The organism is Xanthomonas sp. NCPPB 1062 (assembly GCF_041481705.2).
GTDB lineage: Bacteria > Pseudomonadota > Gammaproteobacteria > Xanthomonadales > Xanthomonadaceae > Xanthomonas > Xanthomonas euvesicatoria.
In genome coordinates this window covers 4,134,732-4,148,524 of sequence record NZ_CM192987.1, presented here as the reverse complement: position 1 = coordinate 4,148,524, position 13,793 = coordinate 4,134,732, and the positions used below count along the sequence as shown (strand labels likewise).

Sequence of the window (13,793 nt, the reverse complement as noted above, 5' to 3'; positions counted from 1 at the left end):
CGTCGACGGACGGGCTTAGTTCTAGCACTTTCGCTGTGCATGGCAATGCCTCAAACGAAGCGCTGGCCGCGCAATTTTGCGCAGACGCGCACAAATTGCTGAATTCAGGCGGATTTGCGGTCATGCCGCCGCCATGTGCCTGCGCGGCGCCTTCGATCTTGCTGCACTGCACACCCGGCGCTGCGGCAATTGCCGGGCTCCAAGGACAGGCAAGCCGGCTTGCCGGACATGCTGGAAGGGTAGGGCGTTCGGCGACGCCGGGCCCGTTGGTAAAAAGCTCAGCGGGCCTGATCGCCCGGATGGTCAGTACCCCACCCAGATGCCAGGTCGCGTTCTTCCGGCTTCGCGGTCACGATGCCCGTCAGCATCTGGTCGCCATCGCCATCGCCATCGCCGCGCTGACGTGCCGAACGGATGCCGGTCAGCGCTACGCTGACCTGGCGTTGCAGATGGGCTGCGTATCATTGCCGCATGTCAGCCGTCCTGCGCACTCTCACTGCCCCCGCCGCCAAACAGATCCATCGCTGGGTGCTCGACGCGTTTCCGCGTGGTCAGAGCACCATCGAATACGATCAGCCGCTGGGCGATCCCGGCATCTTCGGGCCCGACAGCATCACCTGGCGCATCCACTCCGAATTTCCGGGCATGCTGTCCGGCGGCCTGTGCGCATTGATGTTGCAGTTGTTGCATCCGCGGGCGCTGGCCGGGGTCTACGACCATTCCAACTTCCGCACCGATTTGATCGGGCGGCTGCGGCGCACCACCAACTTCGTCGCCGGCACCACCTACGCGCCAGCCGCGGAAGCCGAACAGCTGATTGCGCGCGTGCGCAAGATCCACTCGCAGATTCGCGGCCACACTGCCGACGGCGTGCCTTACGAGGCCAACGACCCGCAGTTGCTCACTTGGGTGCACGTGACCGAGGCCTATGGGTTCTTGCAGGGATGCCGGCGTTATTGCCGCCAGGTGCCTGCTGCCATCGCCGACCGCTACTACGACGAAGCGCGACGCGTGGCCGAGGCGTTGGGCGCAGCCGATGTGCCGGCCAGCGAGGCGCAGGTGGATGCGTATTTCGCATCGGTGCTGGGAGAGTTACGCATGGACGCGCGCTCGCGCGAGGTGCTCGACATCCTCACCAGCATCCAGCTGCCGGTGCCCGCCGCGGGTCTGTCGCGCGGGGTATTTCTCGGCGCCGGCACGGCCTTGTTGCCCGGCTGGGCCAGCGACATGCTCGGCCGCACCACCACCCAACGCGCGCAGGCGCGCGCATCGGCACGGTTGCTGCGCAGCCTGTCGCCGCTGTTCCGCACGGCCTTGCGCGACGGACTGTCTGCGCGCGCATGCAGGCGCATGCAATTGCCGCCGGCGATGTTGCTGGAGTGGCCTGTCGGCGTGTAACGGCGGTGGGCCGGGCGGAGCGGGTGTTCTGACGTGCGCTGGTGGCGCGATAGGCAATCGCTGGTCGTGCCGTTTTTTCGACGGCAACCACGACGTGGGTACTCACGCACTTCGCCATCCCCCGGCATGGCACTGCCGCGCGCCACGACAAACAATGCCGCAGACACCAGCTCCATTGGCGCTGCATCGACCTCGACCAGCACCTACCAGATCCTGACCCGCTGCTCCGGCGCCAGATACAGCTGCTGACCCTGTGTCACATCGAAGGCCGGGTACCAGGCATCGAGGTTACGCACGGTTTGCGCGCGGAAGCGGCCGGGTGCATGCACATCGGTGAGCAGCGCATTGCGCAGTGCCGCGTCGCGATACTTGCCGCGCCAGGCCTGTGCAAAGCCAAGGAAAAAGCGCTGATCCGGGCTGAAACCGTCCAGGGTCCGGGGCTGCTTGCCCTGCAGCGACAGCTGGTAGGCGTCATATGCAGTGGCCAGGCCTGCAACGTCGGCGATGTTTTCGCCCAGCGTCAGCTTGCCGTTGACCGACAAGTCGTCGAACGGTTGGTAGGCGCTGAACTGCGCGGCCAGGGCATTGCCGGCGCTCTCGAATTTTTTCAGGTCTTGCGGTGTCCACCAGTTATGCAGCTCCCCGTGTTCGTCGAACAGCGCGCCCATGTTGTCGAAGCTGTGGCTGATCTCGTGGCCGATCACCGCGCCGATCGCGCCATAGTTCACCGCATCGTCGGCGGCGGGATCGAAGAACGGCGGTTGCAGGATCGCCGCCGGGAAGATCAGGCGGTTTTCCAGTGGCACGTTCAGCGCGTTGACCTCCTGCGGCAGCATGTACCACTCGCGATGATCGACTGCCTTGCCCAGCTTGGCCAGGTTGCGGCGGTATTCGAAGACCTCGGCGCGTTGCACGTTGCCGAGCGCATCATCGCGGCGCACGTCCAGCCCGCTGTAGTCGCGCCAGGTGTCCGGGTAGCCGACCGCCACCGTCAGGCCGGCGATTTTCGCCTTGGCATGCTGTTTGGTTTCGGCGCTCATCCACTCCAGTGCGTCGATGCGTTTGCCGAACGCGATGATGATGTTCTTCACCATCTCTTCGGCACGCGTCTTGGTCTGCGCGCTGACGTACTTCTGCACGTAGCGCTTGCCGACCGCTTCGCCCAATGCGGCGTTGGTCGCGTCGATGCCGCGTTTCCAGCGCTGGCGCTGCTGCGGGGTACCTTCCAACGTGGTGCCGTAAAACGCGAAGCGCTCGTCGGCGAAGGCCTTGGACAGGTAGGGCGAGGCGCGATCCAGCGCGCGGAAGCTCAGGTAATCCTTCCAGGTCTGCAGCGGCTCGGACTGCACCAACGCCGACAACCCACTCACCGCGCGCGGCTGCCATACGATGAAATCCTGTTGTGCGTTGAGGCCGGCTGCCTCGAAGAACACCGCCCAGTCCAGGCCGGGCGCATTGCGCGCGAAATCGGACTGCTTCCAGGCATTGGCGCCGGCCTGCACGTTGTTGGTCTGCTCGGGAGTCGCGTGCACGCGTGCCATGGCGATTTCCAGCGCCAGGATGCGCTCGGCCCTGGCGGGCGCATCGTCGATGCCGGCCAGCTCCAGCAAGGTGACGATGTGCGCGCGGTAGGCTTCGCGCAGCTGCGCCATACGCCCGCCGTCCAGGTAGAAACTGCGCTCGGGCATGCCCAGGCCGCCTTGCACCAGATAGGGCACGTAGCGGCCCGGATGATGCAGGTCCTGCGACACCCACAGGCCGAACAGCCGGTCGGTATGGAAATTGGTGGCGTTGAGCAGATCGACATCGGCACGCAGCTGGCCGCCCAAGGTGCGCGCCAGGGCCTGCTTGTCGTCGAGCTGGGCGATCGCTTCCAGTTCCGGTTGCACCGGGCGCACGCCCTTGGCCTCGATGCTGGCTTCGTCCATGTAGGCGGCGTAGTAGTCGCCGATCTGTTTGTCTTCACCGGTGACGCGGTCGTTGGCGGCAGCGCCTTCGATGATGTCGCGACTATGCCGCTCGGTCTCGATGGCGATGGAAACGAAACTGTTGAAGCTGGCGCGATCTTCCGGGATCTGCGTGCGCTTGACCCAGTTGCCGCTGGCGTAATCGAAGAAGTCATCGCCCGGCGCCACGCTGCGATCCATACCGGCCGCATCGAAGCCTAAATCGCCGAGCTTGGGCTTGCTAGGGGGCGGCGCGGGGTGCGTGCTCGCGGCCGGTGTCGCGCCATCGCGGTGGCATGCGGCGTTGGTCAGCAGCGCGGCAGACATGGCGGCGATGAGGACGGGGCGATGCAAAGAAGCCATGCGGCGCAGCTCGTATAACCAAAACGGACAGCACAGTGTAGTGGCCTGCAGTGCCGGGTGCCGGTTCCAGCGTAGGCTTCGCCGCGGATCGCGGTGATGCGGACACGCTCGGTTCAGCGCCGGCGTTGATACCAGAAGCCGAGCGCGTCGCGGGTCTGCAGCATGCGCCGCCCGCGCCACAGAAACCGCAACAGCAGGCTCAGGTGCTCGCGCTTGGAAAAGCTGCGCAGCTTGCGGTCGGAGGTGTGCACGGTCTGGCGCAAGATCACAAAGCGTCCGCAGCGCGCCAGGGCGCGGCTCAGTGCCACGTCTTCACCGGCGTAGTAGCGCGTGTTGAAGCCCCCTGCACTGACGAAGGCCACCCGCGTGCAAAACAGAAAGCACCCGGGCGCAATGCCGGAAACACGGAAAAACCAGCTAAACACCGCCTGCGCCATGCGCTCGGACCACACCCGCTTGCCCTGCAGATGCACCTGCGCCCCACCGCCTACCGCGCCGGCATCGAGCGCAGCCAGTGCTGCGCCAACGACGTGCGGGTTGATCAGTGTGTCGGCATCCAGAAACAACAGGCGCTCGCCTCGTGCGGCCTGTGCGCCGGCATTACGCGTGGCGGCGATGTGGCGCAACTGCACCTCCAGCACCTGCGCGCCATGGCTGCGTGCGATGGCTGCCGTGGCGTCTTCGCAGGCATCGGCCACCACGATCACTTCATAGTCCAGCTGCATGGCCTGCGCGCAGGCATGCAGGCACTGCAGCGTGTCGCCGATCAGGGCAGCCTCGTCATGGGCGGGAATCACGAAGGACAGCATGGGGCAATAGGCGTGTGAACTGCAGCCAGTGTGCAAGGGGCTGCGAAGCGGGAGTGTGAGCAGGGGCGGTCAGCATCCAGTACGCGCGATCGACGAGCGCTGCGAAACACACACGCATCTATCGATTGCGGTGTGACAGTTGGATGGCAGCAGTGGCGCGCGGCAAGCTCCACCGGCGCCAACGCAGTGCCGCAGCGCTGGCTGTGCGCTGCGAGGACCCGCGGCATACCGCAAGGCGATTGCGCTCACCGCCATGCGGGCGCGGCCGTGCCCAGAATCGGCATGTGCCACGTTCGTACACGCCGGTTCCAAGTGCGCCGTCCGCAGCCACCTGGCAGCCGCCGCTGCGTGTCAGCCAACCTAGGCCACGCAGCACGGCTCAGCGGTTGACCGCGCCCATCATTGCTTCCGGGTAGCGCGTGCCAGCCGCAGCCTGCGGCGGGAAGATGGCATCGATGCGGGCCAGTTCGTCCGGCATCAGGGCCACATCCAGCGCAGCGATGTTTTCTTCCAGATAGGCCAACCGCTTGGTGCCCGGGATCGGAACCAGGTCCTGGCCTTGCGCCAGCACCCAGGCCAATGCCAGTTGCCCCGGTGTGATGCCCTTGTCGGCAGCAATGGTCTTGACCTGCTCCACCAGTTGCAAGTTGCGGGTGAAGTTTTCGCCCTGAAAACGCGGCGAATGGCGGCGGTAGTCGTCGGCATCGAAATCGTCCGGCGACGAAAACGCGCCGGTCAAAAAACCGCGCCCCAGCGGCGAGTACGGCACGAACCCGATGCCGAGTTCGCGCACCGCGGCGAATACGCCGTTGTCTTCAGGCTCGCGCGACCACAGCGAATATTCGGTCTGCACCGCAGTGATGGGGTGCACCGCGTGCGCACGGCGAATGGTGGCTGCGGCCGCTTCCGATAAGCCGAGAAAGCGCACCTTGCCCTGTTCGACCAGGCGCGCCATCGCGCCTACGGTGTCTTCGATGGGCACGTTGGGGTCGACGCGGTGTTGGTAGTACAGGTCGATATGCTCCACGCCCAGCCGACGCAGGCTGGCTTCGCACGCGGACTGCACATACGCCGGGCTGCCATCGATGCCGCGCACCGACGGGTCGTTGGGGTCGAGCTTGATGCCGAATTTGGTGGCCAGAAACACTTCATGCCGGCGCGAGGCAATCGCCTTGCCGACCAGCACTTCATTGGTGTGCGGGCCGTACATGTCGGCGGTGTCGAGCAAGCTGATGCCACGATCGAGCGCGCGGTGGATCACCGCGATCGAGGCGGCCTCGTCGCTGCGGTCGCCATAGAACGCGCTCATCCCCATGCAGCCAAGGCCCAGGGCCGAAACGGTGGGGCCGGAACGGCCAAGCGTGCGGGTTTGCATGGGGGGACTCCGTGCAGCAAAAGGTCGGGAGACAATGGCGTGAAAGGCGTTAGCGCGATGTGGCCCACGCGCTAACGCACGGCCCGCGCAGATCGGCAGGCCATGCTGCGATCTGCGCGGGCCGGCGCGGCGTGCAATCAGCCCTTGAGCTTGGCGGCCACTTCGGCCACGCGCTTGCCGAACAGCTTGGCCGTTTCCAGGTCGCCGCGACGCGGCGCTTCGTCCGGCGACGCGTCCGATGGCGAGATCGCCAGTGCACCGCCCCAGCCGCCAGTCCAGTTCACGTCCTGCGGCCCATGCGCCTTGGTGTTGGCCGGCGGCAGCCCGGTGCCGACCCAGATCTGGCCATGCTGTTGCGACAGCGTCCACAAGTACTGGATGGTGGCGGCCTTGTCGCCGTTGGCCGATGCTGAATTGGTGAAGCCGGCAGCGACCTTGTCCTTCCAGGCCTGCGCAAACCACGGTTTGGAGCTGGCATCGGCAAATTTCTTGAACTGCCACGCCGGGCCGCCCATGTAGGTGGGGCTGCCGTAGATGATGGCGTCGGCGGCACTGATGGCATCCCACGCGTCGTCGGGCAGGTTGCCGTCCTGGTCGATGCGGTACAGCGTGGCCTCGCCAACGCTGGCCGCGCCCGCGTGCACGGCTTCGGCCTGCTTGACGGTGTGGCCGTAGCCGCTGAAATACACGATGGCGATCTTGCTCATGGGCACTCCTGTTGAACGGGGAGCCGGATTGTGCGCACACCGGTCGCGACAGCAGAATGACCACGCACGGGACGAACTGTTGCCGCGGTCGTTTGCCGCCGCGGGTGAACCGGGATGCGTTTGTCGAAATGTCGCGTGCTTGCGCGCCCAGTTCCCCGATCCCACATCCCGGCCGCATTGGCTCACGTGCCGGATCAGCGACCTGTTTCTTGGCGTCGCCGCTGGCTCAACCAGGTCCGGGCTCGGCCATGCATTCGATCAGGTAATCGATGAAGCTGCGCACCTTCGGTGCCAGGTGGCTGCGGCTGGTGTACACCGCAAAGATGCCGATTTCGTCCAGTGCGTAGTCCGGAAGGATGCGCACCAGCCGCCCTGCGGCGAGGTGCGGCTCGGCCAGGAAATCCGGCTGCATCACGATGCCTTGCCCGGCCAGCGCGGCAGCGTTCAGCACATGCCCGTTGTTGGCGCGCAGGCCGCCGCGCAGGCGCACGTCGATATCGCCCTCCGGGCCCTGAAAGCGCACCTCGTCGCCGCTGGGGGAGTAGTGGTAGAGCAGGCATTCGTGGCCGGCCAGATCGGATGGGTGCCGGGGTGTTCCGGCACGCGCCAGATAGGCCGGCGATGCACATGCCAGGATGCGGACCTTGCCCAACTGCCGGGCGATCAACATCGGCGCCGGCTGGCGGGTGATGCGGATGGCGACGTCGAAGCCTTCTTCGACCATGTCCACCAGGCGGTCGGACAGCGACAGGTCCAGTTCCACCTGCGGGTAGCGTGCACGAAAGCCCGGCAGCAATGCGCCCAGGCGCTCGATGCCATAGCTCACCGGCGCGTTCACCCGCAGTACGCCGGCTGGCTCCAGCGCTTGCGCGCCGATGGTGGCCTCCAGGTCGTCCAGATCGGCCAGCAGCTGCCGGCAGCGCTGGTAGTAGGCGCTGCCGGCACTGGTCAGGCTGACCCGGCGGGTGGTGCGGTTGAGCAGGCGGGTGTCGAGCCGCTGTTCAAGCGCGGCGACCTGGCGGGTGACGCTGGCAGTGGAGCGGTCCAATGCATCGGCGGCGGCGCTGAAGCCGTTGCGCTCGGCCACCGCGGCGAACACGCGCATCGCATCGAGGGTATCCATGGCGGGTCCGATTGTTACCTCAAGTGAAATAATTTATCTGAAGTAACTGTATTTATCAGAATTCTGTAACGAATAGGCTGGTGTGGTGCCTACTGGAGTCCGCCATGACGGCTGGCCTTGCATCTTCGCGTCCCCATCGGCACGGCTGTCTGCATCAGCGTGTGCGTTTGCGGTGCCCGGCATGACCTGCGTGATGGCGTGCGCTCCGGCCGGCTTGCGCCCGCTGCCTGGCGCTTGTGGGCTTGCCGCCGCCGACAGACACGCTTGTCACCGTGGCTGGCGCCCGAAACCCGGGCGGCGACCGGGGACCTGGCGTCATGGGCGGAGTCGGTGATCGCCCGGGCCTTGCCCGACCAGGCGCATTCGCCATGAGGCCGTCGCGCTGATGCTGTTTTCATCGATCAAGGAGCTGTCCATGACCCGCTTGCCTTCCCTGTACATCTCGCACGGCTCGCCGATGACTGCGCTGCAGCCGGGGCAGGTCGGCGAGCGCCTGGCCGACCTGCGGCACGCGTTGCCGCGGCCGCGTGCCATCGTGGTGGCGAGCGCGCACTGGCTGGGCCGTCGCCCGCTGGTCAGCGGTGCGCTGCGGCCGCCGACCATTCACGACTTTGGCGGCTTCCCGGCGCCGTTGTATGCGCTGGACTATCCGGCGCCCGGCGAGCCGGCATTGGCGCAGCAGATCGTGCGCCGGCTGGAGCAGGCCGGCCTGCATCCGCAGCTGGACCCGCAGCGCGGCTTCGATCACGGCGTCTGGGTGCCGCTGCGCCTGCTGTATCCGGACGCCGACATCCCGGTGGTGTCGCTATCGATCCAGCCCGAGCTGGGACCGGCGCACCAGTTCGCGGTGGGGCGTGCGCTGGCGCCATTGCGCGATGACGGCGTGCTGGTGGTTGGCTCAGGCAGCATCACCCATAACCTGCACGACTTGCGCCACGGCTACAGCGCCGAGCGGCAAGCGCCGTACGTGCGGCCCTTCATCGAATGGACCGAACGCAAGCTGCTGGACAACGACATCCCCGCGCTGCTGGACTACCGCCGCCAGGCGCCGCATGCCGCACGCGCGCATCCCAGCGACGAGCACTGGCTGCCGCTGTACGTGGCGATGGGGGCGGCCGGCGATGACCGGCTTGGTGCGCAGCGCATCGACGCCGGCATCGATGCGGGTTTGATGGCCATGGATCTGTATCGCTTCGACGGCCCTGCAGCGGCGGCGGAGCCGATCGCGGCATAGCGCCGGGGTGCGGACGTGGGCGCATCGGCATGTTTGCGCCAAGTGCTGCAATGCCGATCGGGATGGTGCAATCGCACGGTCGGCAAGGGCGGGGACGCATGCAGTTGCGAGCGCCGGATCGCGCCAACCCGCAGCGCTCTGAAGCATTCACGATCGGGTGCATGCGAGTCTCATAGGCTGAGACGCCACCGCTGCATGCTGCCCGCGTGAAAATCCTCGACAAGCTCGCCGTCCTCGCCGACGCCGCCAAATACGATGCCTCCTGTGCTTCCAGTGGCGCCAACAAGCGCAACTCGCTGGGCACCGGCGGCATCGGCAGCACCGAGGGCATGGGCATCTGCCACTCGTACACGCCCGATGGCAGATGCGTGTCGCTGTTGAAGATCCTGCTGACCAATTTTTGCATCTTCGACTGCGCGTACTGCGTCAATCGCGTGTCCAGCAATGTGCGCCGTGCGCGCTTCACGCCGGAGGAAGTGGTCACGCTCACGCTGGATTTCTACAAGCGCAACTACATCGAAGGCTTGTTTCTCTCCAGCGGCATCATCCGCAACTCCGACTACACCATGGAGCAACTGGTGGAAGTGGCGCGGCAGCTGCGCGAGGTGCACCATTTCGCCGGTTACATCCATCTCAAGACCATCCCGGATGCGGCCCCGGAGTTGCTGGCAGCGGCCGGACGCTATGCCGATCGCTTGAGCATCAATGTGGAGTTGCCCACCGAACAGGGCCTGACGCTGCTGGCGCCGGAAAAAAGCGTGGGCGGCATTCGCTCGGCGATGGGCGAGTTGCGCTGGCGCATCGAAGAAAACCAGCTCGAACGCAAGGCCGAAACGGTGCGCCGCGCCAAGCCGCCACGCTTTGCACCGGCCGGGCAGAGCACGCAGATGATCGTCGGCGCCGACAATGCCAACGACCGCAGCATTCTGGACACCAGCCACAACCTCTACGGCAATTACCGCATGCGCCGGGTGTATTACTCGGCCTTCAGCCCCATCCCGGACGCCTCGTCCAAGCTGCCGTTGCAGGCGCCGCCCCTGCAGCGCGAGCACCGGCTGTACCAGGCCGACTGGTTGCTGCGTTTCTACGAGTTCAGCGTGGAAGACATTGCGCCGGCGCAGTCCAGCGGCATGCTCGACCTGGACGTGGACCCCAAGCTGGCCTGGGCATTGCGCAATCCCGAGCGGTTTCCGGTGGATCTGAATGCGGCACCGCGCGAAATGCTGCTGCGCGTACCGGGCCTGGGCACGCGCAACGTGGAGCGTCTGTTGTTGTCGCGGCGGCATGCGCGCTTGCGGGTTGGGGATCTGGCACGGCTGCGCGTGCCAATGAAGAAGTTGCTGCCGTTTGTGAGTGTGCTGGATCATCATCCGCGTCAACGCTTGGATGATCCTGTGCGGTTGCGGGCGCAATTGGCACCTGCGCCTAGGCAGGCGGGGTTGTTTGATTAGTGCCTCTGCGATAAGGCCGCACCGGTCCCCTGCGCTCCTCGCCACGCGCGGCACGGCGCCCAAACTCGCTACGCTCAAACAAGGGCGCCGCTTCGGCCACGCATGACTGCGGTGCTCGGCTCGCTTTAAGGCGACGGGGTGAAGCAAGATCCACGGCCACGGCCACGGCCACGGCCACGGCCACGGCCACGGCAATAGCAGCGGCGATAGGGTCTTGGTGTTGATGGTGGCGTTAGTCTCTGGGGAGTGCGGTGTGAGCGATGTTCAGCGCTGAGGTGGAGCCGCCGTGGAGCTTTGAGGCGTGGCGCGCGTTGGCGCGGGCGGGCTGGTGCGCGCAGGTGGAGCCGGACGATGTGGCCTGGAATGGCGGGGCGCAGGGCGGCTTGTTGATGGGGCAGGGCCTGTTGGCCTTGCCGGCTGTGGTGCCACCACCACGGGTCTCTGCGGATTTCATGCAGCTGGCGGCCTCGGTGCTGTGTCACCGCGACCCGCAACGGCATGCCGTGTTGTATCGCTTGCTGTGGCGCGTTGCCTCTGGAGAAAAAGCCTTGCTGGAGCGCGCCACCGATGTGGATGTGCACCGGCTACGGCAGTGGCAAAAAGCGGTGCAGCGCGATACGCACAAGATGAAGGCCTTCGTGCGCTTTCGCCGCCTGCCCGGGGAAGAAGAAGACTTCGTGTCCTGGTTCGAGCCCGAGCACTGGATCGTGGATCGCGTGGCGCCGTTTTTTGCGCGCCGGTTTGCCGGCATGCGCTGGGCGATCCTGACCCCGTACCGCAGCGTGCGTTGGGATGGGCAGGCGTTGGCCTTTGGCGAAGGCGCGGTGCGCACCCAGGTCCCGGCCGACGATGCGCAGGAGACGCTCTGGCGCACGTACTACGCGCACATCTTCAACCCGGCGCGGCTCAACCCGACCATGATGCGGCAGGAAATGCCGCAGAAATATTGGAAGAACCTGCCCGAAGCCACGCTGTTGCCGGAGCTGATCCGTGAAGCCGGCGTGCGCGTGCGCGAGATGGCCGAGCGCGCGCCCGAGCCGGTACGGCGACGGGTGCCGGCGGCGCCTGCGCCACTGCCGGACGTGGCCACCCAAAGCCTGGCCCAGTTGCGCACTGCCGCACGCGATTGCCGGCGTTGCGAGCTGTGGCAACCGGCAACGCAAACGGTGTTCGGCGAAGGACCCGACGATGCGTCGGTGATGGTGATCGGCGAGCAGCCTGGCGATGAAGAGGACTTGAGCGGTCGTCCGTTTGTCGGGCCTGCCGGGCGCCTGTTCAACATGGCGTTGGGCGAGCTGGGTGTGGACCGCGAGAAGTTTTACGTCACCAATGCGGTCAAGCATTTCCGTTTCGAGCAGCGCGGCAAACGGCGGCTGCATCGCAATCCGGAGCGCACCCATGTACAGGCCTGTAGCGGGTGGTTGCAGGCCGAACGGGCGCAATTGCGTCCGGCCCAGATCGTCTGCCTGGGCGCGACTGCGGCGCAAGCGGTGTTGGGAAGCAGCTTCCGATTGATGCGCGAGCGCGGGCAATGGCAACGCCTGGACGACGGCACGCCGGTGTTGACCACGGTGCATCCGTCCTGGGTGTTGCGCCAGCCATCGACCGATGCGCGCGAAGAAGGGTATCGCGGATTTGTCGAAGATCTCCGTCGATTGCTGGATCCACCGCCGCCGTCTAGCGATCAGTCGAGATAGGGAAACCGCGCGTCGCACGGGCAAAAAAATACGCGTGCAAGGGCACGCGCACGGTGTCGGAGAATCAGGACACCAAGCGGAGCCACCGGCACGCCGGTCACTCCATCACCGCCGCTTGACGGTTTGATTGCGGTCGCTGGAGGCTGGCTCGCGCGACGCACAGCATGTTGAACGAAGACCTGCCTTCGGTAGGACGTTCGCAGATCCACTGCCCTCCACCGTCGATCGGTGGCTTGGAGTTGCTGATCCACTAGCGACAAACAGAACCCACAGGGCAGCCGTCATGCGGTGCCTCTGGTTGCCCGATACCGCACTAGCCGAGACATCTTGTGTGTCGATGTCGCGTAAGGTCTGCGCTTGCTAAACGGTCGCCTCATCGACGGAAACTTCTTCAAGACAGCGCGTCTGAGGCCATGACGCTGCATGAAAGCGCTGCGCCATCGGCGGAAAAACCACGTTCCGCCGATGGCAGCGTGCCTGCGTCAGCCGCGACGCGTCGCAGTGCGACGGCAGGCCATTACGGCATCAGCACCTTGTCCACCACGTGGATCACGCCATTGCTCTGCATGACGTCGGCAATGGTGACGTTGGCGGTATTGCCCTTGACGTCGGTGATGGTGACCTTTTTGCCATTGAGCTTTGCGGTCAGCGGTTCGCCCTGCACCGTGGTCAGCGTGGCGCTGCCGCCGCCGGCCTTGATCTTGGCGATCAGCGAAGCAGCATCCACCTTGCCCGGCACCACGTGATAGGTCAGCACCTTGGTCAGCGTCGCCTTGGATTCGGGCTTCAGCAAGGTGTCGACGGTGCCGGCCGGCAGTGCCGAGAAGGCCGCATTGGTCGGTGCGAACACGGTGAACGGCCCCGGGCCCTTCAGCGTGTCGACCAGGCCGGCGGCTTTGACGGCAGCGACCAGCGTGGTGTGGTCCTTGGAGTTGACCGCGTTGTCGACAATGTCCTTGGTCGCCAGCATCGGCGCGCCGCCAACGGTCGGATTGGACGCAGCATAGGCGGGAGCCATGGCGCTGCTCAGGGCAATGGCGGTGGCAACGGCAAGCGACTGGAATGAAGTCTTCATGAGTCATCGATCCTTTTGGGTTGGCGATCGCCTGGATGGCAACCGTAGCGTCAATACGCACCTGCGAAACGGCCGGATGCATCACGCTGCTTTGACATTCATCACCACGTTTGGCGTGGTGATGGTGGCGTCACAGGTGGCTGGTGCCCGCGTGGGCCACGACCGACAGCGATACGACAGCGGTCGCTGCACCCGCACGCGCTCGCGCGTCATCTGTGGCTATAGCGCGATGGTTCGTGCCCTTCCAAGAAAGCGGCAAGGCGATGCGCAACGCCCTTCGATGCCGTGGGCGCGACATGCCTTCGGCTCGATCGGATCGAGCGTTCATGCACTGCGGCCGACGCAGACGTGCCTGTGTCCAACATGCCGGCTGCGGTTGCGGAAACGCCTGTGCGTCATTGCATCGTTCGTCACCGATCGAGCCGCAGCCGCTCGCCACCGCGTCGCTGCACGATCGGTTTGCCGCAGGGCGCGCACTTGAAGCGCGTCACCGCGCCTGCCTCCATTCGCCAGCGTATCGGACGCCGGCCGATTGAACCGATCCGCAACAACCCTGCCGCATCGCCCAACCTGCCAAGGTGCGAGGCAATGCGGTGGTTTTCATCACCGGGTGCA

Annotated in this window: 10 protein-coding genes and 1 other RNA gene; 5 read left to right on the top strand and 6 right to left on the bottom strand. The window is 65.8% G+C overall.

Annotation, left to right across the window (positions count from 1 at the left end; genetic code table 11):
- Positions 1 to 414 precede the first annotated feature (414 nt).
- On the top strand, positions 415 to 1,398 hold the full coding sequence (locus ACCQ16_RS17760) for an oxygenase MpaB family protein (RefSeq protein WP_031424999.1): 984 nt from the start codon (positions 415 to 417) through the stop codon (positions 1,396 to 1,398).
- 203 nt (positions 1,399 to 1,601) lie between these two features.
- Here the strand turns inward: ACCQ16_RS17760 and ACCQ16_RS17755 are convergent, their stop codons facing one another.
- Both ACCQ16_RS17755 and ACCQ16_RS17750 read right to left on the bottom strand, forming a co-directional pair.
- Positions 1,602 to 3,671 (bottom strand): M13 family metallopeptidase, encoded by a 2,070-nt coding sequence (locus ACCQ16_RS17755; protein ID WP_372380359.1) that lies wholly within the window; start codon positions 3,669 to 3,671, stop codon positions 1,602 to 1,604.
- A gap of 149 nt (positions 3,672 to 3,820) precedes the next feature.
- The gene (locus ACCQ16_RS17750) at positions 3,821 to 4,516 is read right to left on the bottom strand and encodes a glycosyltransferase (protein ID WP_338338936.1); all 696 of its coding nucleotides are present in this window, start codon (positions 4,514 to 4,516) and stop codon (positions 3,821 to 3,823) included.
- Positions 4,517 to 4,798: 282 nt separating this feature from the next.
- Here ACCQ16_RS17750 and ACCQ16_RS17745 point away from each other — a divergent pair.
- A non-coding RNA gene (locus ACCQ16_RS17745) (sX9 sRNA) lies at positions 4,799 to 4,873 on the top strand.
- 22 nt (positions 4,874 to 4,895) lie between these two features.
- On the opposite strand, the gene ACCQ16_RS17740 is transcribed toward ACCQ16_RS17745, so the two are convergent.
- The 3 genes from ACCQ16_RS17740 to ACCQ16_RS17730 form a co-directional block, all read right to left on the bottom strand.
- The gene (locus ACCQ16_RS17740; protein ID WP_014091147.1) at positions 4,896 to 5,891 is read right to left on the bottom strand and encodes an aldo/keto reductase; all 996 of its coding nucleotides are present in this window, start codon (positions 5,889 to 5,891) and stop codon (positions 4,896 to 4,898) included.
- 137 nt (positions 5,892 to 6,028) lie between these two features.
- Positions 6,029 to 6,598, bottom strand: a complete 570-nt coding sequence (locus ACCQ16_RS17735) for a flavodoxin family protein (RefSeq protein WP_127167855.1) — start codon at positions 6,596 to 6,598, stop codon at positions 6,029 to 6,031.
- A 226-nt stretch (positions 6,599 to 6,824) separates the two neighbouring features.
- Positions 6,825 to 7,721 (bottom strand): LysR family transcriptional regulator, encoded by an 897-nt coding sequence (locus tag ACCQ16_RS17730; protein WP_209261823.1) that lies wholly within the window; start codon positions 7,719 to 7,721, stop codon positions 6,825 to 6,827.
- A gap of 415 nt (positions 7,722 to 8,136) precedes the next feature.
- Here ACCQ16_RS17730 and ACCQ16_RS17725 point away from each other — a divergent pair, with 415 nt between their 5' ends.
- The 3 genes from ACCQ16_RS17725 to ACCQ16_RS17715 all read left to right on the top strand — a co-directional run bounded on the left by ACCQ16_RS17725 (position 8,137) and on the right by ACCQ16_RS17715 (position 12,103).
- Positions 8,137 to 8,955: a DODA-type extradiol aromatic ring-opening family dioxygenase gene (locus ACCQ16_RS17725; RefSeq protein ID WP_033837461.1), complete on the top strand. Its 819-nt coding sequence runs from the start codon at positions 8,137 to 8,139 to the stop codon at positions 8,953 to 8,955.
- A gap of 206 nt (positions 8,956 to 9,161) precedes the next feature.
- Complete coding sequence (locus tag ACCQ16_RS17720) at positions 9,162 to 10,406, top strand: putative DNA modification/repair radical SAM protein (RefSeq protein ID WP_008573323.1); 1,245 nt, start codon at positions 9,162 to 9,164, stop codon at positions 10,404 to 10,406.
- 260 nt (positions 10,407 to 10,666) lie between these two features.
- Positions 10,667 to 12,103 (top strand): UdgX family uracil-DNA binding protein, encoded by a 1,437-nt coding sequence (locus tag ACCQ16_RS17715; protein ID WP_031424994.1) that lies wholly within the window; start codon positions 10,667 to 10,669, stop codon positions 12,101 to 12,103.
- 517 nt (positions 12,104 to 12,620) lie between these two features.
- Here ACCQ16_RS17715 and ACCQ16_RS17710 read toward each other — a convergent pair.
- Positions 12,621 to 13,178: a fasciclin domain-containing protein gene (locus ACCQ16_RS17710; protein ID WP_008573326.1), complete on the bottom strand. Its 558-nt coding sequence runs from the start codon at positions 13,176 to 13,178 to the stop codon at positions 12,621 to 12,623.
- Positions 13,179 to 13,793: the final 615 nt, after the last annotated feature.

Bases quoted from the DNA above. Each gene is read 5' to 3' on its own strand.
- ACCQ16_RS17760 (WP_031424999.1), top strand. From the start codon at position 415: ATGCCGGTCAGCGCTACGCTGACCTGGCGTTGCAGATGGGCTGCGTAT.
- ACCQ16_RS17755 (WP_372380359.1), bottom strand. From the start codon at position 3,671: ATGTCTGCCGCGCTGCTGACCAACGCCGCATGCCACCGCGATGGCGCG.
- ACCQ16_RS17750 (WP_338338936.1), bottom strand. From the start codon at position 4,516: ATGCTGTCCTTCGTGATTCCCGCCCATGACGAGGCTGCCCTGATCGGC.
- ACCQ16_RS17740 (WP_014091147.1), bottom strand. From the start codon at position 5,891: ATGCAAACCCGCACGCTTGGCCGTTCCGGCCCCACCGTTTCGGCCCTG.
- ACCQ16_RS17735 (WP_127167855.1), bottom strand. From the start codon at position 6,598: ATGAGCAAGATCGCCATCGTGTATTTCAGCGGCTACGGCCACACCGTC.
- ACCQ16_RS17730 (WP_209261823.1), bottom strand. From the start codon at position 7,721: ATGGATACCCTCGATGCGATGCGCGTGTTCGCCGCGGTGGCCGAGCGC.
- ACCQ16_RS17725 (WP_033837461.1), top strand. From the start codon at position 8,137: ATGACCCGCTTGCCTTCCCTGTACATCTCGCACGGCTCGCCGATGACT.
- ACCQ16_RS17715 (WP_031424994.1), top strand. From the start codon at position 10,667: ATGTTCAGCGCTGAGGTGGAGCCGCCGTGGAGCTTTGAGGCGTGGCGC.
- ACCQ16_RS17710 (WP_008573326.1), bottom strand. From the start codon at position 13,178: ATGAAGACTTCATTCCAGTCGCTTGCCGTTGCCACCGCCATTGCCCTG.